This window comes from Pediococcus sp. EKM201D, from assembly GCF_011800215.1.
Taxonomy (GTDB): Bacteria; Bacillota; Bacilli; order Lactobacillales; family Lactobacillaceae; genus Pediococcus; species Pediococcus pentosaceus.
The window spans coordinates 98,522-124,660 of sequence record NZ_JAALFK010000005.1 but is presented as its reverse complement, the minus strand read 5'-3'; the positions used below and the strand labels follow the sequence as shown (position 1 = coordinate 124,660).

Below are 26,139 nucleotides of genomic sequence, written 5' to 3'. Positions count from 1 at the left end.
CATATAAAATATTTTACATAGGGCAATTAATTTTTATGTTTCTTTTTGGAAACGAACCAGCGTTGAATCACAATCAAATCGGCAATGACAAGTAAAGCTGCGGAAATCATGAAAGCAACATGCATTCCGAAGATAAACAGTTGATCGTTGCCGGTTGGATAAGTAGTAATACTACGACCGAGTTTGGCGCCCATTACTAAGAAAAGCGATGATGTAGAGATACTAACGCCTAAAATCATACCTAGGTTTCGAGCTAACGCATTAACACTGCCAGCGATTCCTAGTCGATTACTTGGAACGGCGGACATTACAGATGCGTTATTCGGCGATTGAAACATACCAATCCCAATTCCGGTAACAATTGAAGTAAAAATAAAGTACCAGAACGGAGTGTCCAACTGAAAGCCCATAATCAAAAACTGGGCTAACAATACTAGCGTAACACCGATAATGGTAATTTTAGTTGAATTAAATTTGTCAGCTAAGACGCCACCAATCGGTCCGAAAATTACCATAGTGAGTGGAATGATTGAAAGTAGGATTCCTGAAAGTCCAGAGGATAAACCACGAGCATTAACTAGATAGTAAGGCATCAAAACATTATAAAAGAAACCATTGATGAAAACGAGTAATGCTGCAATCAAACCGAAGGTGAAATCCGAATACTTAAAAATTGAAAAATCGAGTAAAGGATGCTTAAGTTGTTTCTCGGTACGAATAAATAGGATAATTGAAACCACGGCAATCAACAGTGCTCCAAGGATGATTGGATGGGTATACCCAATTGCTTGCCCTCGTAAAATAGCAAAGAAGAAAGTTACAATAAAAACAACAAATTCTAGTGTGCCTAACCAGTCGAGGGGCGCGTTGGCCGAAACAGGAACATCTTTTGGCAAACTTTTAAGTCCCAATAAAATAGCAATTATTCCAATTGGAACATTAATCCAGAAAATATAATTCCAAGGTAAGTAGTTGAGAATTAAACCTCCAACGGCGGGTCCAGCAACTGATCCTAGAGCAACGAAAGTTCCGATGAAGCCCATCGCTCGCCCACGCTGATTGATTGGAAAGGAACTAGTGGTGATTCCAAAGCTATTTGACATAGTCATCGCTGCTCCAACCGCCTGAACACCGCGAGCAAATAGCAAAAATGGTAACCCAAGATTGATTCCAGCGATTAATGAACCAATAATAAAAATTGCCGTGCCAATTTTAAAAATGCGGGTCTTACCGACCACATCTCCTAGGCGACCAAAAAACATGAGTAAAGAACTAATTATAATCAGGTAGATGGATACGACCCATTCAATCTGACTTGCTGTAACAGATAACTCCTTAGACATAATGGGCATCGCAATGTTAACGATTGACCCATCTAATGTTGACATAAACGTGAACATCCCCAGCGCAATTAGGATTAAGGTTTTGTTAACCGTTAATCCTTTGGATACATTATTTTGCATATCCGTCCCCCCAATTCATCTCTTAAAAATTAATACATTTAACATTGTGGTGCTTTAATGCAAAAAGTCAATTATTTTTAATTGGGATGGACTGTAGAAGGACGAGGAAATTTTGTGTGGGTTAAATAAGGACTTTCACTTTTAAGCAAAGTTGGTTTAATCAGTGGCACGACAAAAAGTAGCAACGTCTTATAAATTAAGTCGGATGCTACTTTTTTGTTACGTAAGGGTATTTACAGTAATTCTCTTTGAACTAAAGTTTCGGCGATTTGGACGGCATTCCAAGCCGCTCCTTTAAGTAGATTATCAGAAACAACCCAGAGATTATAACCTCCTGGATTTTCAGCGTCAGCTCGGATTCGTCCGACGAAAGTGGATTGGTGTCCTTCAGCGGTGATGGGTTGAGGATAAAGCTGAGTGCGGGGATCATCTTGCAAAACGATGCCATCAGCTTGGTCCAAAACGGTCTGAATTTCTGGCACCGATGGATTTTGTTCTAATTCAAAGTATACGGATTCGCCATGCCCGACGGGGACAGGAACCCGAACACAGGTCGCCGTCACTTTTAAATCTGAATTATTCAAGTCGTGGCGTAAAATTTTTTTGGATTCATGAATCATTTTCCACTCTTCATGGGTATAACCGTTATCTTCAAAAACATCGATTTGAGGAAGTAAATTAAATGCTAAAGGATAATGATGAGATGCGCCACTAACTGGCAAAATTTTAGCTATTTCAGCTTGCCCATCAAGATGTTGGCGAGCTTCCTCTAATAGTTCACTCCAAGCCGATTGACCAGCTCCAGAAGCAGCCTGATAGGTTGAAACAATAATCCGATTTAGACCGTATTTTCGATCAAGCGGGGCGAGTGCTACCAACATTTGGATGGTACTACAGTTAGGATTAGCAATTATCCCGTGATGCCAATCAAGATCATCAGAATTGACCTCGGGAATAACCAGGGGAACTTCTGGATCCATACGAAAGGCACTAGTGTTGTCGATACAGACCGCGCCGTTTTTTACAGCGTGGGGAATTAATTTTTTAGAAACTGAGCCACCAGCTGAGGATAAAACTAAGTCCACCCCGATAAATGAATCAGGAGTTGCGGCGGATACTTCATATTCTTGACCGCGAAAAGTTTGAACTTTGCCGACGGAACGGGGCGACGCGAGTAGTCTTAAATCACGAACTTCAATATTAGACTGTTCAAGTTGCTCAATCATTCTGGTTCCAACGGCGCCAGTGGCTCCTAGGATGGCAACGGTGATTGCTGACATATTATTTTTCCTCCTGAACAAATTTTGTAAGCCGTCGAACGGCTTCGTGTAAGTTGGACATGGATGCTGCATACGAGAAACGTAAATAACCTTCACCACCAGCTCCGAAAACTTTGCCAGGAATCACGGCTAATTTAGCTTGATGGGCGATTTGCAAGGCCAACTGGTTCGAATTTTGGATCAAATTGATGGGAATTTTAGCAAAAAGATAAAAAGTCCCAGCGGGCGAGCGAACTTGAAAATTTAATTGATTAAGTTCCTTTACAAGGTAGTCACGGCGTAACCGATACTGTTCGCACATCTTGGCTACATCGTCTTGACCATGTAATAGAGCCTCGATCGCCCCCTCCATAATACTAGTGGGAGCGGTGGTAACCATGAATCCATGTAATTTTAAAATATTACTGGTGAGCGTCGCCGGAGCAGCTAAGAAACCAATCCGATAGCCAGTCATAGCGTACGATTTAGAAATTCCATTAATAAGAATAGTTCGAGAAGGTAGTAGTTCGGCTATGGAATAGTGCTTATTATCGTAACTGAGTTCACCGTAAATTTCGTCTGCTAGGACGAATAGCTTCGAATTTTGAATCACCTGGGCGAGTTCTGTTAGCTTGCTTTTAGAGTAAGTTGCGCCGGTCGGATTAGTTGGGTAATTTAGGACTAGCATTTTGGCGTTCGGGTGCGCTTGTAAAGCTTGTTTCAAAGCATCGGCTGTGAGTACAAAATCAGTATCTGAGGTATCGATTTCAATCACCGTGGCATCAATTGCTTTTGCAATTGCCATGTATAAAGGAAAGGTTGGAGTTGGAATAATCACTTCGTCGCCAACACTTAAAATGGTTTGCATGGTAGCAAAAATTGCTTCGGTAGCTCCGATTGTGATCAAGATTTCACTCGCTGGGTTGTACCGAATATTAGTTGAGTTCAGTAGATATTTACTAACAGCTTGGCGCAAACGCAGTAAGCCGGCCGACGGAGCGTAGTGGGAGGCATTATTAGTGATTGCGTTAATTAAAACTTGTTTAACGTGTTCTGGCGTGTTTAAGTCGGGCTCACCCAACGTTAACTTTAAAATTCCCGGGATATCAGACACTTGTTGATCAAATTGCCGGATGGCAGAGCGACTAATTGCTGAGAGTGCCGGCCGAGTTTGGTTTTGTAAAGCTGAATCGAGTTCAGGCATTTATAAAGCCCCCTAATCTAAGATATTTTCTAGACCAACCACTAAGGTATTTAAATCGGTCACTTTTTGACAAGCCAGTCGAACTCCAGACATGAAAGATTGGCGGTCAAATGAATCTTGACGAATGGTTAAAGCCTCACCCGGTCCACCGAAGAGAACTTGTTCGTGGGCAACGTAGCCCGGTAAACGAATTGAATGGATTGGAACACCATCAACTTTACCTCCTCGAGCACCAGGGATAGTTTCAATTTCATCATAGTCGTTAGCATGAGTACGAGATGCGCTGATGGCTTTGGCGGTGGCAATAGCGGTTCCAGATGGAGCATCTTGTTTATCTTGATGATGCATTTCAACCACTTCAGCTTCTGGGAAATATTTAGCAGCCTGCTTAGCAAATTGAATTAAAAGGACAGCTGATAATCCAAAATTAGGAGCAATTAATCCTCCCAACTCTTTAGTAGCTGCCAAAGTTTGGAGCTCATGCATTTCGGACGTTGAAAGACCACTAGTTCCAACGACCGGATGATAGCCATGGGTAATTGCATACTTAATATTTTGAAAAACAACGGAGGGGACGGTGAAATCAATCCAAATGTCAGCTTGCGGAAGTTCAGCTAGCTGATTAGTGACCAAATAATCAGATGTTTGGGGGATGGCATGTGGTGCGTAACCACCAACTAACTCGAAACCCGGTAAGTTTTGGATTAACTGAACGGTTTGTTGACCCATAGATCCTGTACAACCAGCAATCACAACAGTTTTAACCTGATTTATCATATAATGGCTCCTTTCCTAGTAATGCAACTGCACGTCGGCAAGATGATTAACCCCCAGCTGATGGGCTAAATTGAGCTTTTCTTTTTGATTTAATGGCAAGATAGGAAGTCGTGGACTACCAACGGACCAATTTTGAGCGTTTAGAACGGCTTTAACTGGTGCCGGTGACGGATATAAGAAGAGGGCTTCCATTTTGGGTGTTAATTCTCGCTGTAATTTTCCGGCTTTTAATAGATCCCCGTGTTTCACAGCATCTAAAAGTGCTCGTATCTGATAGCCATATATGTGGCTTGCAACCGAAGCAACCCCATTTGCGCCTAAAGCGACTGCACCCAGAGTTTCTGGATCATTTCCGGTATATACAGCAAAATCATTGGGGGTGTTTTCAACTAAAAAACCAATGTCATTTAAATTTGTACACTGTTTAATTCCAATGATATTTGGTTCTTGAGAAAGCTCAACAATGGTTGCATTTTCCATTTGAACACCGGTTCGTCCGGGAATGTTATACATCATAATCGGAAAGTCAGCTTGGCGCGCGACGGTTTTAAAGTGCGCTACCATCCCGCGTTGATTAGGCTTATTGTAGTAGGGGGTAACGACTAGAGCGGCAATGATCCCGTCAATTTGGCGAACTTCTTTAGTGAAGTCAATGGTAGCTTGGGTATTATTTGATCCGGTTCCAGCAATGATGGGTACTCGTCCAGCGACTATTTCAGCAAAGCGAGTATACAGACCTAATTTTTCAGCGTGAGTTAAGGTAGGTGTCTCACCTGTAGTTCCCCCGATAATAAAACCAGTATTGCCGGTTTCAATGAGATGATTAGTTAAACGTTCTAACGCAGTAAAGTTAATTTTTAACTGATCGTCAAATGGTGTAATAATAGCGGAAATCAAATCAACATTTTCAAGCATATTTAAGCCCCCTTGGACATTCGATTTTGAAGAAATTTAATCACTGCATCGATTCCCAATTGAATGGCACGTTCATCGGGATTAAAGGTGGCAGAGTGAAGTGAACTGGTAGCGCCGACGCCCAACCAAAACATGGTGCCTGGAAACTTGCTCAGCAAGAATCCGAAATCTTCGCCGGTCATTGCTGGTGGAGTTTTTTTAAACTTAATGGCCGAATCGCTTTGCATGAATTGAATTAATTCATGAGTTAAGGTTGGATCATTTTCTACTGGTAAATACCCACCTTGATTCATTTTGACCTCGACTTGGCAATTAAAGGCTTGGGCAGTTCCTTCACAAATTTGTTGAACGCGTTGTTGAATTAGAAGAATCATTTTCTGAGTTAATCCGCGAATAGTGCCCTCAATGACGGCTTGATCAGCAATAACATTTCGAACATTTCCAGCAGACACTTTTCCAAGGGTTAAAACCCCACCTTCGATGGGGTTGACATTACGAGCAACAATGGTTTGAAGCTGAGTAATTAAATAAGCTTGAGCAACAACCATATCATTTGCGTCTTGTGGATAGGCTGCATGTCCTCCTTTGCCGGTTAATTTAAGATTAACTTCTGTAGTTCCAGCAAACAGGGTTCCCATGCGGCAACCAATTACACCAGCTGGCAACGTTGGCGTACTATGGAGCCCGTAAAATTCGTTTGGTCTAAACTGATTGGTAAAAATATTTGCATTAAAAGCTCGAACCGATCCACTATGGCTCTCTTCTGCTGGCTGGAAAAAGAAGATTAGATTATCTTGCGGTTGATGGTTAGCAAAATATTCTAAGATGCCCAAGGCAACCGTCATGTGAATATCATGACCACAAGCGTGCATAATACCTGGAGTTTTGGAAGCGAAGTCAAGGCCAGTTTTTTCGTTGACAGGAAGTGCATCGATATCTGCTCGATATCCAATTGTTCGATGAGGATGCGAACCAGCAACTCGAACTAGTAAAGCGGTTGGTAGTTCGGGAATGGTTTTAATTTCAAGCAAGTTTTGCGGTAGCGAGCGGATAACGCTTAAAAGTAGGGCGTGGGTCTGGAATTCTTTTAGGGCTAATTCCGGTGATTCGTGAAACTGCCGCCTTATTCGAACTAAATTTAATGGTTCAATGGTCATTTTAAACACTTCCTTATAGGTTACGTAGTCCGTCTTCAAGCGCTGTTTTCTGGGAAGTTGTATTATCAACCCGTTTAATAATTTGAGCTGGTACCCCAGCAACTACTGTATGTGCAGGAACGTCTTTGGTAACTACTGCTCCGGCAGCAACAACAGCACCGGTTCCAACATGAACGCCTTCAACCACAACGGCATTGGCTCCAATCAAAACATGATCATCAATTTGAACGGGTTGAGCGGAAGCTGGTTCAATTACGCCAGCTAAGACGGCACCTGCACCAATATGACAATGTCGACCAACTAGAGCCCGCCCACCAAGGACGACGCCCATATCGATCATTGTTTCGGCCCCAATCTCAGCGCCGATATTAATAATAGCGCCCATCATGATAACTGCATTATTGCCAATTAAAACTTGATCACGGATGATAGCGCCTGGCTCAATTCGGGCATTGACTTCCTTTTTGTCCAGAAGAGGAACTGCAGAATTTCGACTATCGTTTTCGACTCGATAGTGTGTGATTTGAGAAGATGATTCTAATAGTGCTTTAACGTATTTCCATTCACCAAAAAGAGTTCCAGAAGTTGGTGAAATAAAAGCTTCAATTTCATTCGGTATTTGTAATTGATATAGTTTTTCTCCGGCAATAAACACTCGAACGGGGGTCTGCTTTTTGGAGTTTGAAATGGTGTTAATAATGGACTGGGTGTCAAGATTACTCATAGTAATTCCCCTTTCAATTTTCAATAATCTAAATCATTTTGTATCATATCTGCGTATGTTTCTCTTTGAATAACTAATTGAGCTTGGCTATTTTCAGCAAAGACAACTGCTGGACGAGGATTACGGTTATAGTTACTAGCCATTGAATACCCGTAAGCACCTGTTGCCAACATAACGAGTACATCACCGGTCTTAGTAGTAGGTAATGGAAGGTGGTTGATTAAGATGTCACCAGATTCACAGAATTTACCAGCTAAACGAACGGTTTCAATCGGAGGCTGGTTTGGATTTTCTGCAAGGACCGCCTCATAGTCAGCCTGGTAAAGTGCGGGCCGAATATTATCACCCATTCCGCCGTCAACAGCAACGTAAGGGGATAAACCAGGGACATCTTTTCGTGAACCGATTGTGTAAAGTGAAAAACCGGCTGGGCCAACAATGGAACGACCTGGCTCTATCCAAATGGTGGGAATGGGTTGTCCAAGCTTAGAGTACTGGACTTGAAGTTCATCTAAAATTTCACCGAGAAGAAGCTCGGGGGCAAGAGGATCATCCGCATGGGTATACTTAATTCCAAATCCACCACCGATATTTAAAATATCGGCTGTAAATTGGTATTTTTGAGACCAATTTGTTAATAAATTGACTAACTTTTTAACCTCTAATTTAAAACCTGTTACTTCAAAAATTTGTGAACCAATGTGGGCATGGATTCCTCGTAGATGGATTCGAGGGTTGTTTTGGGACAAGCGCATGGCTTTTAATGCTTGTCCTGAATCAATATCAAATCCAAATTTACTGTCAGTTTGACCGGTTTGAATATAGCTGTGAGTATGAGCAGAAACACCTGGTGTAACACGGAGCAACACATCAATTTGAGTATTATTTTCGTTCAAAACTTGATCGAGCAATTCTAATTCATGAAAATTATCTAAAATGATAGTTCCCACTCCTTTTTGGACGGCAAAATTCAACTCGGCGAGTGATTTGTTATTGCCATGGAAGCTAAGACTAGTAGAGGGGAAACCAGCGGCCAAAGCTGTAGCAATCTCACCTCCAGAAACGACATCGGAATGGGCATGTTCTTGCTTAACAACTTGGTAAATGGCTTTGCAACTAAAAGCCTTGGAAGCATAGCTGACGATGCCGCGTATACCACGGTCTTCAAATTCTTTTTGAAAGGCTTGAATTTGATTACGAATCATGGTGACGTCAAAAACCTGGAGTGGGGTCCCATATTGACGGGCAAGTTGAGTAGCGCTTAGGCCGCCTATGGTAACCTGATTAACGTTATTTACGGTGTATAAAGACATTCGTTTACCCCCTTTTCTAATTTAATTTTCACAAATTTATAATACTAAATGAATTTCGTCAAGCATAAAGTAAGGGGGTATATGTCATAAATTGTTGCTCTAAGTAGAAGTGATTTATGAAAAATTTATTTTTTTGCATTCTAGTACAGAATGAGTATAATAGGCTTAAATTAAAAAAGAGGTTGCGGAGATTAAAAGTACCTGAGGATAGAATGAAGGATTCGATATGCCCCAGCGAAAGGATGATCCGCCGAAATGAACATTGACCTTTCTCAATGTTTGTTGGGTCTTGAGATAACATCTCAAGGACTGTCGCTATCATGACTGATAGCGGGGTGCTTTTCAAATCAGACTAATGATTTAGCGATGTTAGTTAATTACTAGCGCCCATTTTCGTTTTTTTACGAATGGGCGTTTTTATTTTGGTTAGTTGGAAAGCTAGAACCTCGCAAAAGGAGACTAGTATGGTAAAAGTTGTTAAGTTTGGTGGTAGCTCTCTAGCTAACGCAGCGCAATATCAAAAAGTAATTGAAATCTTAAGAGCAGATCCCGAACGTCGAATTGTGGTCGTTTCAGCACCGGGGAAGCGTTTCAAAGATGATGTTAAGGTGACGGATCTATTAATCAAATATGCCAACGCATCTGGGGAGAACGTCAAAGTAGCACGTCAAGCAGTGCTAGACCGATATCAAGAAATTGCAGATGCATACCACGTTTCTGATTCGGATTTTGAACAAATCAATGTACATCTAATTGATTTAGCAAATTTGCACCACGCAAATAAAGCATGCCGTCTTGCTCATTTTAAGGCGGCAGGGGAGCGGTTAAACGCAATTTTAATGGCATTAGTTTTAAAAAAATTCAATGTTACTGCGCGATTTGTTGATCCGAAACAATTGGGCATAAAGGCACATGGTGACTATAATAACGCGATCTTAGACCAGCATTCATATGCTCAAATTGAGGCAGTTTGTTCAAATTTGCTGGATGAGGCGGAGTATCTTGTAGTTCCTGGTTTTTATGCATATAACCAAAATGGTGAGGTATGCACTTTCTCGCGGGGAGGGTCAGACATCACAGGGGCCATTCTCGCACGTGGTTTCCAAGCTCAGCTTTATGAAAATTTTACGGATGTGGATTCCATTTATTCGGCTGACCCTAAAATCATTGCCCAGCCACATCCAATTCGAGAAATGACTTACCGTGAGATGCGGGAACTTGCATATGCTGGATTTTCCGTTTTTCACGATGAAGCCATCATCCCAGCAATTGAAGCTCAAGTTCCAATTGTGATTAAAAACACGGATCATCCCAATTTACCAGGAACCGTAATTGAACCCGAACAAAATTATGCTTCTGATTTAGAAATAACAGGAGTGGCGAGCTCAAGTCGGTTTGCGGCTTTGTATATACACAAATATCTGTTGAATCGTGAAGTCGGTTTTACCTTGAAATTATTAAAAATTTTATATCGTTACGATATTAGTTACGAACATATGCCTTCTGGAATTGATGATTTAACAATTATTTTCAACCAGAATCAAATAACGGATGAAATTTTACCCAGTTTGTTATCCGATATTCGGGAAGAATTGCACACTGACCAGTTAGAATGGATTGATGATTATGCAATCTTAATGGTGGTTGGAGAGGGAATGCGTGACAAGGTCGGCGTTGTAGATCGAATTGTGAATGCTCTAGCACGAAAACAAATTGGAATTCAGATGATTAACCAAGGGGCTTCTAGAATCTCAACGATGCTCGGAGTTCATCAAAACCAAGTAAATCAAGCTGTTCGTGAAATTTACAGAGAATTTTTTAAAAACAAAGGTAGGGCAGACTGATGATTAAATTATTACGAGTACACGGATCAGAAAATTCATTTATATTACTTGATCAAGAACAACTCGAAATACCAATGAATCTAGACCAGTTAATTCAATTAGCAATTCAAGTTACTAATAATCAAACAGGGTTGTTAGGTGGGGCTGACGGACTTCTTGTAGTTAGTTCAAGTGACCATGCTGGCGTTCGGGGACGAATGCAGGTTATTAATAACGACGGTAGCTTCGCTAGCATGTGTGGAAATGGGCTGCGAACGGTGGCTCGTTATTTAGCCGAAAAATATGAAGAAAATGATTTTTTGGTCCAAACAGATCAAGCCGATTTGCATGTAGGACGGGTAGCGACGATTGGAAATGGGTTACCCACATATCAGGTGGAAATTTCACCGGTTAGTTTTAATACTAAAAACCTACCAATGCAAATTGAAAATCAGGATAAATTGTTTAATGCGCCAGTTCGAGATTTTGATGATCAGCTTCTTTTTTCAGCCGTGGCGGTACCTAATCCACATTTAATAGCAATTGATAATAATAACCGGCTTTCAACTAAAAAGTTAGCGGAATTGGGTCATAGGTTAAATGCTTCCAATCCTTGGTTCCCAAAGGGAGTTAACGTGAGCTTTGGACGAGTCATTGGTCAGAATCAATTGTTCGTCCAAACTTATGAACGGGGGGTTGGTTTTACTAATGCCTGTGGGACAGGGATGTCAGCGACAAGTTTAGTTTGGAGCTTGTTAAATGATGGTCAAACTAGATTGGATGAAGTAAATGATATCTTTAATCCAGGTGGGATGGTCAAAACTCGGGTAAATCAAATTCATGGTGCATATACGATTGATTTAATTGGGAATGCGACTTTTACCCACCAAATCTGGATTGATGAGGATCAATTGCGACAAAATAATTTGGAACAGGTTCAAATTGAATCAACTGGAGAAGAATTACATTACCAAGAGTTTATTCGACAACTACCTCGCTATCGCTTTTAGTGAAATAACTACTATATAATATAAAGATTTTCAGTTAACCTAATTTTCGGTAAAACTGAAACCCAAGCAGATTAATTTAGGACTCTTTGGCTTTTTTACACTCTGATATAATAGTCATCGACTAATGAATTATAAGGAGAATGTTTTGAACTGGAAAAAAGGAACTTTAGGCGCGAGCGGAATGCTCGTCCTCGTTATTTTAATCGGATTGATGTTACGAACACCAATTACCACGCTACCTCTGATGCTAGGAGATTTGGCTAACAAACTGGAGGTCTCGAAGAGTAGTTTGGGAATCTTAACGACTTTGCCACTCATAATGTTTATGTTATTTTCGAGTGTCGCCTCGACCATTTTAAAAAAGTGGGGTTTTAAAAAGTCACTCCTAGGTACCTTAGCCATCCTATTAGTGGGTTCATTATTACGACTCATCGTTACAATGCCGACGATGATCATCGGAACCAGTTTGATTGGAATGGGAATTGCTTATTTAAACGTTTATATGCCATCATTTGTTACAGCATATTTCCCTAGCAATATTGGACTTTATACCTCGGTTTATACCTTTTCGATGATGTTTGGAGTGGCACTTTTCAACGTTATCACGGCGCCCATCATGGTGTGGGCCGGGTGGTGGAGCATGCTGATAGTATTAGCGATTACCCCTCTGTTGGCATTAATCATCTGGTTGTTTTTGATGCCTCATCTATCAGAAGAAATCCATGAGCCGCAAGTTGAAGTTAAAAAAGAAGCTATGTCCAACGATCAAATCTGGGTGAATAAAAAAGCATGGGCTTTTCTAATCATGTTTGGGAGCCAATCGATTCTAAATTACACATTCACTGCATGGATGCCATCCTTGATGGCGTATCACCAAGTCGGATCAGGCGTAATTGGAATTATCATGGCGGCTTTTTCGTTGATTGGCTTGCCGATTACCGTGCTTTTGCCCCAATTATTAGTTAAGTGGGGACGGTTGGGCAAGTTGTTCTTAGTAGGATCTGCTGGAGTGACCGGCTTAATTGCCTCAGGAATGTTATTTTTCCAAAACACTTCGTCCACGATATTTTGGATGATTGAAAGTTTGCTATTAGGTTATGCGATTGGCCTTTTCTTCATGTTCGTAGTAACCATGTTTGCGATTAAGACCAGTAATCCTTATCGTACGGCTCAGCTTTCAGGGATGGCCCAAGCGGGTGGTTATTTCATTGCCGCTCTGGGACCAGTGACTTATGGCTGGGCCTTTGGTCTGAACCCAACCGGAAATCTACAAAATGTAGCCTTTGTGGTGGCCATTACCTTAGCAACCATCATGGGAGTAATCATTGTTAAAACCAAGAAAATTTAAAGAAAACCTCCGAATTTCGTTTTGAAGTTCGGAGGTTTTTATTTTTGGGTACGAATTACATAAGAATCCAATAATACACGAGATATAACTTGTAGGGGGAGCCTAGAGTGAACTTCAAAGGCTGGAAAATAAGTTGTTTCGGATTTGAAACCACATAATTCAATTGTAGAGTATTTACCGATTGTACTATCAGCATTAGTAGTTATTAATATAATGGGAATTTTATTTTTTGATGTTTTCTTTGCAGCTTCGATTAATTCAGGGGTTTCACCGTTTAGAGAAATAATAATAACCAAATTGCCAGGTCTAATATCTGCTGATAAAGTGCGGATAATATTTGGATCATCACTTAGTTGGCAATTTTTATTCAAGAGTTGCAGTTTTACTAATAATTCTTTTGCAATTAATTCAGAAAAACCACGGGCAAAAATGTAAATGGTTTTGGCATGCTTGATTCTTTGCACAGACTGTTCAATATCTGGAATATTAATCATTTTGATCGTGTTAGTAACTTCATGTTCGTTTTTTAGGATGGCACTTTTAATATCACTATCGGCACGCTCTAAATTGGTAAAATCCTTTGAACTATTATTCTTTGCTACTCCATGCTTAAAATCACTGAAACCTGTAAAACCTTTTTTTCTTAGCGCACGGATAATAGTGGCCGTAGAAACGTTAGCTCGTTCACTCAACTCAACAATAGATAAAAAAGGAACCAATTCTAGGTTGTCTTGAATGAATTTCCATACAAATTGTTCTGTCGAACTCAAATTATCATTTGCCAAACCAATCCCTCCGATTGTAAATTCTTTTTCAACAATAACATAAATAACAAAGTTTTTGAAAACATTTACATTATGGATGAGGCTAGAATTAGGAGTATAAGAAAGAGGTGCTTGAAATGATTTATACGTGCACATTAAATCCAGCAATTGATTTATTTATTGAAACACAACAGTTGAAACCAAGAGTGGTTAATCGGACGAATAACTATGATATTCAGGCTAATGGAAAAGGAGTGAATGTTTCATTTATTTTAAAAATGTTAGGAATTGATAATACAGCGCTTGGTGTGGGCGGCGGTTTCACGAATTCTTTCATTGAGGATACTTTAACAAAGAGGGGAATCCCCAATAAATTTATTCATACCGACCAGCCTACTAGAATTAACGTTTTTACAAGAGTCATAGAGGAGGACACGGAATATAAAGAAGTAAATAGTGGCCCCCATGTTACGAAGCAACAAGTTGCCGAACTGATGAGGATGATTGAGAAGCTGACAAGTAAAGATATATTAATAATTTCGGGTAGCTTTTCTGAAGGTATCAATCCTAATATTTTAGTTGAGATTGCAAAGTTATCTAAAGTTAAAAGATTCAAATTAATTATTGATACGAATTATAAAGAAGTTTTAGATACGTTAGCATTTGGTCCGGAATTACTTAAGCCAAATGTCGAAGAATTAGAAAAATGGTTTGGCTCGAAAATATTGAGTCAGCAAGACTTAATCAAATATTGTGAAAAATTAATAGATTGTGGAGCAAAAAATATCCTGTTATCAATGGGAAGCGAAGGGGCCTTATTCGTTAATAAAGATACAGTTTTACGTGGAGATGCGCCTAAGGGAGTAGTAGTGAATACAGCATGTTCTGGTGACACTATGCTAGGAACTTTCGTAGCAGGAATGTGCCAACAAAAGAGCTTAGCAGAAAATTTGAAATTTAGTATCGCTGCTGGAAGCTCAACTGCATTTAAAGCAGGATTAACTGATTTTTCAGACGTTGAGGAGTTAAACGAGCAAATTAAGATTGAAACTGTTAGGAGGGATAGTAAATGACAAAATATACAATTATTGCAGCTACTGGCTGTCCAACTGGAATTGCCCACACCTATATGGCCCAAGAAGCGTTAGAAGAGGCCGCCAAGAAACGAGGAGTTTCAATTAAAGTAGAAACACATGGACAAAGCGGTACAGAAAATCAATTTACGCCTGAAGAAATTAGCAACGCTAAAGGAGTCATTATAGCAGCTGATAAAGACGTTGATATTGAAAGATTTGATGGAAAAAGATTAATTAATGTTTCAGTAACTAAAGGAATGAAAGAACCGGATGAATTAGTTAGTAAGATATTGGACGATGATGTGCCGATATACCACAGTAATGGCCAATATAATAAAGAAGATCAAATCAGTACAACTAATGGAACTTTCTGGCACAGTATCTATGTAGACTTAATGAACGGTGTTTCGCATATGCTTCCTTTGGTTGTTGCTGGAGGGGTATTAACAGCTATTTCCTTTTTCTGGGGTATCAATTCTGCCGACCCGAATAGCGCTCAATTTAATTCATTTGCTCAACTGCTAAATACGATTGGCGGATTTGCAATGAATTTGATGGTACCCGTTTTATGTGCCTATATTGCTGAAGCAATTGGAAAAAGATCTGGTTTAGTAGTTGGTTTTGCAACGGGAATGATTGCTTATACCAATGGTACTGGATTCTTAGGAGGAATTGTCGGAGGATTTCTTGCAGGATACACAGTGGTTTTATTACAGCATTTATTTAAAAAATTGCCTAAATCTTTAGATGGTTTAAAACAAATTTTTCTATTTCCGGTTATTGGAGTTTTTATTTCCGGTGCGATTATGTGGTATATGTCGGTACCGATGAAAGATATTAATACCGGCATGATGGCGTTTTTAAAAGGAATGGAAAATTCTAGTCCATTAGTTTTGGGATTAATTATTGGAATTATGTGTGCTTCTGATATGGGTGGTCCAATCAATAAAGCTGCATACCTAACTGGTACAGCTTTGCTTGCACAAGGAAATTACTTTTTCATGGCTGGAGTATCTGCAGCCTGCATAGCTCCGCCATTAGCTACAGGCTTTTCAGTACTTTTTAACCGTAAAGCATACTCTGAAAATGAGCGAAGTGCTGGTTATGTTAACTTCTTATTAGGATCAACGCATATTACAGAAGGAGCAATACCTTTTGCGGCTAAAAATCCGTTAATTAATATTCCAATTTTTATGGTTGGATCTTCCATCGCAGCAATTTTAACTTATACAACTAGAATTAGCGTTCCAGCACCACATGGTGGTTTTATCGTTCTACCTTTGGTTAATAAACCATTTTTATGGGTTTTGTTTATTGTAATTGGAGCAATTGTTTCGGGGCTATTACTTTCATTAGCTGATGGTCATAAAGCTCACGTTGGAGAAAAAACATTAGAAGATAAAAGAGAAGTATCAAATGAGCGTAAAGTGAATGACGAAAGTTTAGATAGTATCCTCACTGTAGATAATATTAAAGTTAATGTTGATGTTGAATCTAGAGATGAACTATTACGGTATCTATCAAACTTATCTGTAAGTAACGGATATAGTTCAGATGCAAATGCGGTATACAATAAATATTTAGCACGTGAGTCAGCAGGATCTACCGGGATGGAAAAAGGCATCGCTATTCCACATGCTCAAGATAATACAATTAATACGTCTGCAATGTTAGTGCTGAAATTAAAACAACCGATTGAATGGAAAACTTTTGATAACCAACCCGTTGATACGGTAATTTCGTTTTTAATTCCTGAACGTGACCAAGGTAATCATTTACGATATCTTTCATCGGTTTCTAAGTTACTAATGCATGAAAGTTTTGTTCAAGAACTAAAAAATGCTAAATCGGTCGAAGAAATAGCGGCACTATTCAAAAAATAAAAATTAAGGCTACTTCAGTTTAAAATGAAAGCGTTTGACAAAGTGGTACCAACCAGTTAAAATAGGTTTTGTTGAATGGTACCAACCAGTACAGATGAGAAGGGGAGTATTTCAAATGGAAAATGGTAAATTACGTGGAATTAAAGCATTGTCAGATAAAAATGGTGTGATTAGCGCCCTTGCAATCGACCAACGAGGATCGTTGAAAAAAATGATTGGCGCAGCCAGTGGACATGAAGCTACTCAAAAAGAAATCGAAGATTTTAAAGTGGCGATTTCTTCAGAATTAACCCCATACGCTAGTGGGATCCTATTAGACCCAGAATATGGAATACCAGCAGCCCGAGTTCGTGATGAAAATGCAGGTTTATTGGTTGCTTATGAAAAGACAGGTTACGATGCAACCGAACCTGGACGTTTTCCAGACATTTTGGATCAATGGTCAGTTCGAAAATTAAAAGAATTGGGTGCGGATGCGGTTAAATTCCTTCTATATTATGATGTTGATGAAGGCGATGCCGTAAACGAACGTAAGCACGCATTTATCGAACGTTTAGGGGATGAATGTAAGGCCGAAGACATGCCATTCTTCCTTGAATTGGTTTCATACGACGCTGAAAACGACGATGTGAAGGGCAAGGAATATGCTGCGGTAAAACCCCACAAGGTAATTGAAATGACGAAAGAATTTTCAAAACCTGAATATGGAGTGGATGTACTGAAGCTGGAAGTTCCAGTTAACCAAGCTTACGTTGAAGGTTTCGCTGAAAACGATGATGACGTAGTTTATAGTAAGGAAGAAGCAGCTAAGTTCTACAAGGAACAAAGTGATGCAACCAATCTACCATTTATCTTCCTCAGTGCTGGGGTTTCAGCTGAACTATTCCAAGAAGAATTGAAATTTGCCCACGAAGCAGGTTCAAAATTCAATGGAGTCCTTTGCGGCCGAGCAACTTGGCGTAACGCCATCGAACCATTTGCGGGAGAGAGTGAAGCAGTTGGCCGTCAATGGCTTCAAACCCAAGGTAAAAAGAACATTGAAGATTTAAATGAAGTTTTAGCGGTTACAGCAACTTCAGTTGAAGAAAAATTATCAAAAATGATGTAAATAAAAAGAATGCTTCGTAGCGAATTCGTTATGAAGCATTTTTATTTTTAAATATTGAACCCTAGACCAAAAATACAAGTTCGGTTAAGTTTGGTTTGTAAGCGGTTTTATTTATGTTATCATCTAAGTTATTAATTCCAAATAAAAAACAAAAAAGGATATATATACCAATGTATAAAGAAAAATATTTTGAAGAATTGAAAAAGGAATTTAATAGCGAAGATGAAATTGTAACGGAAATCGTCAACTTAGAAGCTATTTTAAATTTACCAAAAGGTACAGAATATTTTATCAGCGATATTCACGGTGAATACGATGGCTTAAATCACATTTTAAAAACGGGTGCGGGGATTATCCGAGAAAAGATCAACGATTGTTTTCCAGAAATGAATGAGACAGAGAAAAACGAATTGAATTTTACTGTAGCTTATCCGAAGTATGCTTTAGAAAAAAGGCAACTGGAACAAGATGCAGAAGAACTAACGCAGTGGTATTTTGGGATGATTACGCGCATGATTGGGCTCACTCAATTCTGTGCTAGTAAATATTCTCGTTCAAAAGTACGGAAAAGTTTACCACCCAAGTATGCGTATATTATTGAAGAACTTTTATATGTAGAAGGTAGTCCAAAAAACAAGCAAAAGTATTATGAACAGATTATTAGTAAAATAATCGAGCTAGACCGAGCCCAAGATTTGATTCAGAGCTTGGCTGGAACGATTCAAAAAATGGTGATTGATCATATTCACATTGTGGGGGACGTCTTTGATCGAGGCCGCAAATCCAACCAAGTGTTAGAGCTTTTAGAGCACGCCCACTCGTTAGATTTTCAATGGGGAAATCACGATGTGCTCTGGCTCGGAGGCTATGCGGGATCACAAGCTTGCATTGCCACGTTATTTAGAATTGCCACGCGTTACGGTTATATATATGATTTGGAACGGGAATATGGTATTAATTTGCGAGCATTATTTACTTTCGCCACGCAACATTATCAAGCTAACCCCGCCTTTTATCCAAAGGCGGGTGACTTTGACCAAAACAACTTGGATTTATTATCCCAAGTTCATCAGGCGCTAACCATTATCCAATTTAAGTTAGAAGGACAAGTTATTAAACGACAACCTGAATTTCAAATGGATGATCGGCTCTTTTTAGATGAAGTTCAGCAAGGAAAAATTCAGTTGGGAGATCAGGAATATCCGCTAGAAAATGGGTGTTTCCAAATGGTTGATGCGGATCATCCTTATGAACTCACTAAGGAAGAACAAGAAGTCATTGACAGTTTGAGTTACTCCTTTAGACATTCACCTAAAATCAAGGTGCATGTGAACTTCATTTTAGAAAAAGGAAGCATGTATTTAATTTACAATAATAATTTGTTGTACCATGGCTGTATTCCTCTAACGGAAGATGGTGATTTTGATCAATTTGAATATCATGGTCAAAAATATGCTGGAAAAGATTTATTAACCTTTTTCGAGCGTCACATTCGAGCTGGAGCAGCCAAGAAAACGAGTGATGAAGATGATGATACCGATTTAATGTGGTATTGCTGGATTGGAAAAAAATCGCCCCTCTTTGGTAGAACGGCGATGACCACTTTTGAACGTTATTTTATTGCTGATTCGGCGACCCACAAGGAAGGCGACAACCCCTATTTTAAATTAAGAGATCGCCTTTCCACTGCGCATTATATTTTACGAAAATTTGGATTAGATGAACGTAATAGTTACATTATTAATGGGCATACTCCAGTCAAAGTCAGCGAAGGAGAATCGCCGATCAAAGGTGGAGGTCAAATTATCGTAATCGATGGTGGACTATCCAAAGCTTATCAAAAATCGACTGGGATTGCGGGATATACATTAATTAATAACTCGTACGGGTTCCAGATTGTAACGCACATGCCATTCCAAGGTATTGATGACTTGTATGAATCGCAAACGCAATCGACTAGTTTGAAACGAATTATTGATCGTGATTTACCGCGACGCAACATTGCCGATACCACGATTGGGACCGAATTGAAGCGTCAAGTCGATGATTTAAAATACCTCTTGGAAACGGATGAAATTAGTCATTAAATTTTTTGAATCGTAAGATAATCCAAGTAATGAAGGCCAATAGACCACTAACGGCAACCATGGACCAAAAGCCAACGCTCGTGTGTCGACCGGGCAAGCCGCCGGTGTTCATGCCCCAGAGGCCCGCGATAAGGGAAGGTACGGAAATAATAAGCGCTGCTGAATCAAGATATTTCATTAAATGATTCAAATGGTTACTCATAATATCGGAAAAAAGACCGCTGATTGCGTCAATCAAATCACGATAAACTTCAACTAGTTTAGTGATCTGACGTTCGGCGGTTTTTATATTATAAATCACCGTTTCATCTTGGAGGTTATTGGAAAATTCATCCAGTTTGAAAAGGTGTTCTAAAGCCTGATGTTGCGTCTCTAAGGTATGTTCCAAAAGAACGGTATCCTTCTTAACATTTTTAAGCTGAATTAATTCTTGATTCTGGGTAGTTTGGGTTGATTGCTGTTCGAGATACTCTAGTTGAAGCTTGATATGAGACAATTTAGTTCGATAGTTATCATAAATATGCAATAGAAAATGGGCAATAATTGCTTCAGTCGAACTAGGTTGGATAGCCTGCGTTAGACGATGGAGCTCAGCTTCCGTATTAGAGTTTTCCCGAACAAAAAAATTCAGTTGATTAGGACTCGAAACAATAATTAAAGGGTCTAGGACAATTTCGTAGTCAGATTTTTGATTGGTCATCACTAAATTACAGAGACCTACAAAGTAGGTGATTTTACCGCTGTCATCCTTAATCGTGGAAGTATGTGGGAAAACCTCCGGAGTCTTGATCCCAGCTGCAATGTTGGACGGAAATCGATTCTTTTCAATTAGATTTTGAAGATCATTAAAGTCTTTGAATTTGGTAATTTCGAATTGATTCGAATTGGTTGACATATAGAGCTAATCCTCCTTTCGTAAAACGGTTACATCGTTGAAGCATATTACTTTATAAAGCAATTCTATTCGATTAGAATTTGAATTACAAAAGAAAGGGAGTGAATTAATGAGTAAACCAGATTTAAAGGATCCACGAAAGTTGTATCATACAGAAGAATTTCCAAAACAACAACAGGATACACCAGCACTACAGAGTGAGATGCGACCTAAACCAGACTGTGGTGAAGAAACTTACGAAGGTCACGGACTATTGCTAGATCGTAAAGCGTTAGTAACCGGTGGTGATTCAGGAATCGGTCGAGCGACTGCAATTGCCTTCGCTCGCGAAGGAGCAGACGTTGCCATCCAGTATTTCCCTGGAGAAGATTCAGATGCGAAGGAAGTCGCGGAATACATCGAAAAAGCGGGCCGGAAGGCAGTTTTATTGCCATACGATTTCCGAGACGAAAAGGCCCCTCAAGAAGTGGTTGATCGCGTGGTTGAAGAGTTGGGCGGTTTAGACACGATGGTGTTGAATGCCGGCCAACAAATTGCCCATAAAAAGATTGATGACCTCCCCGTGCAACAAATTAGAGACAGTTTCGAAGTGAACGTGGTGGCAATGTTGGCCCTAGTGAAGGCGGCTAAACCACACATTCCAGCGGGAGGCGCCATCGTTACTACGACTTCGGTCCAAGCCTTTAATCCAAGTAGCCAATTGTTGGACTATGCGGCAACGAAGGCAGCAATCGCTAATTTTACCATCAACTTAGCTCAGCAGTTAATCGAAGACGGAATTCGGGTAAATGGTGTCGCACCAGGCCCAATTTGGACACCAATTCAGTTAGATCACGGACAGCCGGAGGAAGCTATCCCAGAATTTGGACAAAAATCATTAATGGGTCGGGCAGGTCAACCGGCTGAACTAGCTCCAACGTATGTCTTATTGGCTTCTAACTTAGCAAGTTATACTACTGCCCAAATATATGGTGTTACTGGTGGAGAACACATCAACTTATAAGGGGAAAGTCATATGCCATGGACGAAAAAAGATTATCCAGAGTCGATGAAAAACTTGTCAGAAACCGTGCGGAATAAAGCGATTGAAATTGCTAACGCACTTTTAGATGAAGGCTATGATGAAGATCGGGCGATTCCAATTGGGATCAGTCAGGCCGAAAAATGGGCTGAAAATCACGATAAATAGCAAATAAAAAAGAGCTGTAATCAAGCGGACGTGGGAGTCGATAATTCGACGAGCGACCTTTGGTTATAGCTCTTTTAAATTAGTAACTGGTATTTGAAGTGTTAGTTTGAGAATCGGTGCCACTGATACTAAAGTTGTAATATGCCTGAGTATTATTAGTGGTACCTGCATCGTTAGTGCTGTCAGATGCATCGGTACTTGTCTGGGCGTTAGCATTAGCTTGGGCTTCAGCGGCAGCTTCGGCTTCTGACTCGGATTTAGCTTCGGCTTCAGAAGATGCTTTAGCTGCACTAGAAGATTCAGATTCAGCCTTGGAAGCGGCCTTCGAAGCTGATTCAGATTCAGCCCGGGAAGATTCAGCGGCCGCTCTTTCGGCAGCTGCAATAGCTTCTGCCCGTGCAGCGGCTTCCGCAGCCGCTTTGGCGGCCTTAGCAGCTTGTTTATCTTCCTTATTAATGACCGTCTTCAAACTAATTAACTTAGTTTGTTGATCAACTGTTTTCTGTGATTTTTGGTTTTTACTCATGTCCTTAATCAATTTTTCTACTGTAGTCACGTCAACGGAAAGATTGTTTTTACGAGCTTTCATAATAACTTTATAACGTTTGCTAAGTTTATCCGCCATAACGACAATCTTGCGGACGTCTTTTAACTGTTTAGTATAGTTAGTTCTAAATTGAGCGGGTACCTTTTTTTGCTTTAAGTTTTTCAACTGATGGTCAACCTTTTTAGTTGTCACGTTTAAAGCAACGCGAGTTTGTTTATTGAAAAGATGACTGTAATCAGCGCGAACATCATAAGCATTTTGTGCAGCTACTTGTTTGGCACGCAAGGAATCGATGTTCTTATAATGTTTTAAACTGTCAACATCAGACTTGAGCTTATCTAGCTTAGTTTGGGTTACCGAATCTTTTAGATCAGCGTGACGATTATCAGTATATAACTGACCAATTTCTTCATTTAAACGGGCTGCTCGGTGGGATGAACTAAAATGTGAAATCCCTCGATAAATGCCAAAGATTAATAAGAAAGCGACAATTAAACCAGCGACCCAGGTGCTTAAACGTTTAATACTTCTTCTGCGAGCACGACGTTTGCGACTTCGACTTCCCAAATAGAGCTCGTCATCGACAAAAGGCTGATGGTCCTCTTGTTGCGGATGGAATCGCTCCTTAAGTTGTTCGATCCATTTTAGTACTGTATTCTTCATAAACAAAAATCCCCCAGAGACTAGTTACTTAATAACTCATAATATATGTATAATTATAGTTTATTATACTGGTTTTGGGTTAGATTTGGATGAAATTTATTCTATAAACGCCATAAATCGTACGCAGGGTCCATTAATAGTTTTTTAGCAGCTTTAGTAGAAATAACTGGGCCATCTAATAGAATCTCGCTGGCGATGGTAAATAGGTGAGCAGCTAGGTCAATCAGGGTTTCATCAATTGGTAATAGTTCGGGATGTTCCTTAGTTTGAATTCGGCGATCAATCTGGCAAGACACCTCATTTTTAGGTTTAAGAACGGTCATACCGAAGATATCAGCAAATCCCTGCATTAGATCATAAGTTAATTCTGAAATATGTTGTGCTTTAGTTAATTTACTGCAAATCATAGATTCAGTGAATGGAACGTGAACCTGAAGGCTTTTCTTACCGTCATCAAAATTAAGAAAGGAAAAGCGACTATCTTCGGGATCTGCATAGAGATCTCTTAGTCGATGTGCAAACACCCAATCGGCAGAACCACGGGTTGTTCCGTTCAAAGGGACCACACGAAAAGTGCCAAAAACAATGGGGCGTGCTTGCGTGATATTGAGATGATCGGTCATCATGCGAATAAAAATATCCCGACAAGGTTGGGAGCGTAAAAAATATCGGATTAATTTTCTAGTAGACTGATCTGTAGTATGGGGCGGGCGTTCTGTATCAATAATGAGCGTCTCTCCAGGAATGTTCCACGCGCTAATACCATGAAGATATACCGTTGTATCACCACAAATCTTAGCGTTTTTAATCAGTGGTAAGTTCCAATTTTGAGGGTTACGATCAGTAAAAATTTGCTTTGAGCTGAGCTGCTGGAATTCATCGTAGTAGTTCAGTTTTAGTTCCATCCGAATATAATGTCCTTCTGAGAATGATTATTTGTAAAAAAATTAATACGTAAAATAGTACCAGAGAGAAGTATCGTTAACAAGTATGATTTTGCAGGTGACATTTAATAAAAGCGTCTTCTTTGTCGACTCTATAACGTTTGTTTTAAATAAAAAATATTTTTTAGACCGATTGAAAATGATATGGATTTATTATCTAAAAATCACTACTAAGATAGCAAAAATGAAATCTATACCACTTTACACGCACGGTATCGATAGTGCTGACTATAAGAATAGTTGAAGTGGGTGACAGGCTAAAAGTTCATTTGGCTTGGAAAGCGGTGTTAGAATGGGCGTGAGACGATATAGAAAAGTGAATGAAGGTGTTGTAAATGGATATGAATGACCTAGAAGGACTCGGTCGGCTAGTAATCGCAGCAATTTGCGGGGCGTTTATCGGTTATGAACGTTCGGCCAGATTAAAAAACGCCGGGATTCGAACGCATATTATCGTGGCGCTGGGAGCGGCGTTAACCATGCTAATTTCAAAATATGGGTTTTATGATTTGTTGCAAAGTCGCGGCATCGGACTGGATCCCTCACGAATTGCGGCGCAAATTATTAGTGGAATTAGTTTCATTGGCGCTGGAACAATCTTGGTGCGTGGTGAAGGAGTGAACGGATTGACCACTGCTGCGGGAGTCTGGGCGACGGCGGCGGTAGGAATGGCGATTGGTTCAGGTTTGTATTTTATCGGTTTCACGGCTGCCGTTTTGATTGTGGCTTCACAGTATCTCTTTCGCGATAACATCATGTTGAAATACTTGCTGAAGCGCAAGCATTTTCATTGCCAAATCATCATGAAAAATGACTCGACTTCACTGAAGACCATTCAAAAAATGTTCAATGAGGGGGGTTTTAGAAAAAATACTTTTTCGATTAGTAATATCAATGACAATCGGATTACAGTCGAGTTGGAAGGGGTCTTATCAGCTGAAAATAATATTGACTCAGTATTAATGCGGATAGCTGAAAATGCGGCGGTGGTTGAGGTCCGGCGAGAAGATTAAAAATAAATATAAATGAAAAGATTTCAGCGAAGGTGAGTTATTTACCCTGCTGAAATCTTTTTTAATTTATTTCATTTTCCGATTTAAAATCGCCGCAACAGTTTGTTGATAGCGAGCTTTATAAGTTTCATTTTGCAATAGCATGGTTGAAAGGATATCGATGATATAAACCACACCCAGTTGGGAGTTGATAAATTGAGTATTATCGACAAATTCGCTGTATTGAACGGACAATTGGTAATCACTCATTTCGGCTAAGGGACTATCATCAAAAGCAGTGATGGAGACGACCTTTAGCTGGTGTTGTTTAGCAACAGCAACGGCTTCATTGACTTCGTTCGATTTGCCAGAAACAGATAGAACGATTAGGAGGTCATCTTTTTGCATAATACTACTACTGATATACATGGTGTGACTATCAGAAGGAGCGAAAGCATTAATCCCCATCCGCATTAGCCGTTGAGATAATTCTTGCGCATTGTAACCCGAGCTACCTAAACCAAAAATAAAGACGCGGGGAGCATTTTTAATAAGCATCGCCACTTGATTTAAAGTTTTTTGATTGATACGTTTCCAAGTTCCAGTAATCATTTGATTGTAAAAATCTGTGACCTGATCTGGAAGAGGTGCATTATCAACATTTTCGGTAATATTTGAAGTTGCTTCAGCCAAACCTAACTTAAATTGACTGAAGTCGGGATATCCCATCTTTTTAACAAAGCGCGTTACGGTGGCGGTACTAACTTCGGCCTTTTTCGATAAAGTATTGATATTCATCTTTTTGACATCGGCGGGATGCTGGATGACTTTTAGAGCGATTTTGCGTTCTTGACGCGATAAAGATGGGTATTTTTGCTCCACAACGTCAATGATGTTCATAAAAAATCCTCCTAGATTAGGTTTGATTAGTATTAATTATACGCTGAAAATAAAAAAGACTGGAACTTTTTTCAAGTATTCCAGTCTTTAATACAGGG

23 protein-coding genes and 1 riboswitch are annotated in these 26,139 nt (G+C 39.8%); of the genes, 10 read left to right on the top strand and 13 right to left on the bottom strand.

Translation table 11 applies throughout. From position 1 onward, the window contains the following. Window positions 1-26: 26 nt before the first annotated feature. The 8 genes from HFC68_RS08045 to lysA form a co-directional block, all read right to left on the bottom strand. Complete coding sequence (locus HFC68_RS08045) at window positions 27-1,463, bottom strand: MFS transporter (protein ID WP_011672860.1); 1,437 nt, start codon at window positions 1,461-1,463, stop codon at window positions 27-29. A gap of 233 nt (window positions 1,464-1,696) precedes the next feature. Next, a complete protein-coding gene (locus HFC68_RS08040; RefSeq protein WP_011672861.1) occupies window positions 1,697-2,743 on the bottom strand; it encodes an aspartate-semialdehyde dehydrogenase in 1,047 nt (348 codons plus the stop codon). A 1-nt stretch (window position 2,744) separates the two neighbouring features. Continuing rightward, the gene (locus HFC68_RS08035) at window positions 2,745-3,926 is read right to left on the bottom strand and encodes an aminotransferase class I/II-fold pyridoxal phosphate-dependent enzyme (RefSeq protein WP_011672862.1); all 1,182 of its coding nucleotides are present in this window, start codon (window positions 3,924-3,926) and stop codon (window positions 2,745-2,747) included. 12 nt (window positions 3,927-3,938) lie between these two features. Further along, window positions 3,939-4,703 carry a 4-hydroxy-tetrahydrodipicolinate reductase gene (gene dapB / locus HFC68_RS08030; protein ID WP_011672863.1) on the bottom strand — a complete coding sequence of 255 codons (765 nt, stop codon included), beginning with the start codon at window positions 4,701-4,703 and terminating at the stop codon, window positions 3,939-3,941. Between the two features lie 15 nt (window positions 4,704-4,718). Next, window positions 4,719-5,618, bottom strand: a complete 900-nt coding sequence (gene dapA, locus HFC68_RS08025) for a 4-hydroxy-tetrahydrodipicolinate synthase (RefSeq protein ID WP_011672864.1) — start codon at window positions 5,616-5,618, stop codon at window positions 4,719-4,721. Between the two features lie 2 nt (window positions 5,619-5,620). Beyond that, complete coding sequence (locus HFC68_RS08020) at window positions 5,621-6,775, bottom strand: N-acetyldiaminopimelate deacetylase (protein WP_011672865.1); 1,155 nt, start codon at window positions 6,773-6,775, stop codon at window positions 5,621-5,623. A gap of 13 nt (window positions 6,776-6,788) precedes the next feature. After that, entirely contained in the window at window positions 6,789-7,499 is a 711-nt protein-coding gene (dapD, locus tag HFC68_RS08015; RefSeq protein ID WP_011672866.1) for a 2,3,4,5-tetrahydropyridine-2,6-dicarboxylate N-acetyltransferase, read from the bottom strand. A gap of 20 nt (window positions 7,500-7,519) precedes the next feature. Continuing rightward, window positions 7,520-8,812, bottom strand: coding sequence for a diaminopimelate decarboxylase (gene lysA, locus HFC68_RS08010; RefSeq protein WP_011672867.1), 1,293 nt, complete (start codon window positions 8,810-8,812; stop codon window positions 7,520-7,522). 168 nt (window positions 8,813-8,980) lie between these two features. Then, window positions 8,981-9,161: riboswitch (Lysine riboswitch) on the top strand. Between the two features lie 115 nt (window positions 9,162-9,276). On the opposite strand from lysA, the gene HFC68_RS08005 reads away from it, so the two are divergent. The 3 genes from HFC68_RS08005 to HFC68_RS07995 all read left to right on the top strand — a co-directional run bounded on the left by HFC68_RS08005 (window position 9,277) and on the right by HFC68_RS07995 (window position 12,993). After that, complete coding sequence (locus HFC68_RS08005; protein ID WP_011672868.1) at window positions 9,277-10,656, top strand: aspartate kinase; 1,380 nt, start codon at window positions 9,277-9,279, stop codon at window positions 10,654-10,656. Beyond that, window positions 10,656-11,645 (top strand): diaminopimelate epimerase, encoded by a 990-nt coding sequence (gene dapF / locus HFC68_RS08000; protein ID WP_011672869.1) that lies wholly within the window; start codon window positions 10,656-10,658, stop codon window positions 11,643-11,645. The genes HFC68_RS08005 and dapF overlap by 1 nt, the downstream gene beginning before the upstream one ends. Before the next feature lie 145 nt (window positions 11,646-11,790). Continuing rightward, window positions 11,791-12,993 carry an MFS transporter gene (locus HFC68_RS07995; protein WP_011672870.1) on the top strand — a complete coding sequence of 401 codons (1,203 nt, stop codon included), beginning with the start codon at window positions 11,791-11,793 and terminating at the stop codon, window positions 12,991-12,993. A gap of 38 nt (window positions 12,994-13,031) precedes the next feature. Here HFC68_RS07995 and HFC68_RS07990 read toward each other — a convergent pair whose 3' ends face one another. After that, window positions 13,032-13,778: a MurR/RpiR family transcriptional regulator gene (locus HFC68_RS07990; RefSeq protein WP_011672871.1), complete on the bottom strand. Its 747-nt coding sequence runs from the start codon at window positions 13,776-13,778 to the stop codon at window positions 13,032-13,034. A 116-nt stretch (window positions 13,779-13,894) separates the two neighbouring features. Here HFC68_RS07990 and pfkB point away from each other — a divergent pair, with 116 nt between their 5' ends. The 4 genes from pfkB (at window position 13,895) to HFC68_RS07970 (ending at window position 19,911) form a co-directional block, all read left to right on the top strand. Further along, on the top strand, window positions 13,895-14,830 hold the full coding sequence (pfkB, locus tag HFC68_RS07985; protein WP_011672872.1) for a 1-phosphofructokinase: 936 nt from the start codon (window positions 13,895-13,897) through the stop codon (window positions 14,828-14,830). Beyond that, window positions 14,827-16,716 carry a fructose-specific PTS transporter subunit EIIC gene (locus HFC68_RS07980; RefSeq protein ID WP_011672873.1) on the top strand — a complete coding sequence of 630 codons (1,890 nt, stop codon included), beginning with the start codon at window positions 14,827-14,829 and terminating at the stop codon, window positions 16,714-16,716. Before pfkB ends, HFC68_RS07980 begins: the two co-directional genes overlap by 4 nt. Before the next feature lie 115 nt (window positions 16,717-16,831). Beyond that, complete coding sequence (gene lacD, locus HFC68_RS07975; RefSeq protein ID WP_002834297.1) at window positions 16,832-17,824, top strand: tagatose-bisphosphate aldolase; 993 nt, start codon at window positions 16,832-16,834, stop codon at window positions 17,822-17,824. A gap of 170 nt (window positions 17,825-17,994) precedes the next feature. After that, complete coding sequence (locus tag HFC68_RS07970; RefSeq protein WP_002834296.1) at window positions 17,995-19,911, top strand: fructose-1,6-bisphosphatase; 1,917 nt, start codon at window positions 17,995-17,997, stop codon at window positions 19,909-19,911. On the opposite strand, the gene HFC68_RS07965 is transcribed toward HFC68_RS07970, so the two are convergent. Further along, entirely contained in the window at window positions 19,901-20,806 is a 906-nt protein-coding gene (locus tag HFC68_RS07965; protein WP_011672874.1) for a CorA family divalent cation transporter, read from the bottom strand. The two genes, HFC68_RS07970 and HFC68_RS07965, sit on opposite strands and share 11 nt — an antisense overlap. Window positions 20,807-20,915: 109 nt before the next feature. Here HFC68_RS07965 and HFC68_RS07960 point away from each other — a divergent pair, with 109 nt between their 5' ends. Together HFC68_RS07960 and HFC68_RS07955 are read left to right on the top strand one after the other, a co-directional pair. Continuing rightward, window positions 20,916-21,809, top strand: a complete 894-nt coding sequence (locus HFC68_RS07960; RefSeq protein WP_011672875.1) for an SDR family oxidoreductase — start codon at window positions 20,916-20,918, stop codon at window positions 21,807-21,809. A 12-nt stretch (window positions 21,810-21,821) separates the two neighbouring features. After that, window positions 21,822-21,995 carry a hypothetical protein gene (locus tag HFC68_RS07955; RefSeq protein WP_004166882.1) on the top strand — a complete coding sequence of 58 codons (174 nt, stop codon included), beginning with the start codon at window positions 21,822-21,824 and terminating at the stop codon, window positions 21,993-21,995. A 79-nt stretch (window positions 21,996-22,074) separates the two neighbouring features. Here HFC68_RS07955 and HFC68_RS07950 read toward each other — a convergent pair whose 3' ends face one another. Next, the gene (locus HFC68_RS07950) at window positions 22,075-23,205 is read right to left on the bottom strand and encodes a hypothetical protein (RefSeq protein ID WP_011672876.1); all 1,131 of its coding nucleotides are present in this window, start codon (window positions 23,203-23,205) and stop codon (window positions 22,075-22,077) included. Window positions 23,206-23,306: 101 nt separating this feature from the next. Continuing rightward, a complete protein-coding gene (locus tag HFC68_RS07945; protein WP_011672877.1) occupies window positions 23,307-24,110 on the bottom strand; it encodes a hypothetical protein in 804 nt (267 codons plus the stop codon). A gap of 374 nt (window positions 24,111-24,484) precedes the next feature. On the opposite strand from HFC68_RS07945, the gene HFC68_RS07940 reads away from it, so the two are divergent. Beyond that, window positions 24,485-25,162, top strand: coding sequence for an MgtC/SapB family protein (locus HFC68_RS07940; RefSeq protein ID WP_011672878.1), 678 nt, complete (start codon window positions 24,485-24,487; stop codon window positions 25,160-25,162). A 66-nt stretch (window positions 25,163-25,228) separates the two neighbouring features. On the opposite strand, the gene HFC68_RS07935 is transcribed toward HFC68_RS07940, so the two are convergent. Then, complete coding sequence (locus HFC68_RS07935) at window positions 25,229-26,041, bottom strand: MurR/RpiR family transcriptional regulator (protein ID WP_004166877.1); 813 nt, start codon at window positions 26,039-26,041, stop codon at window positions 25,229-25,231. Window positions 26,042-26,139: the final 98 nt, after the last annotated feature.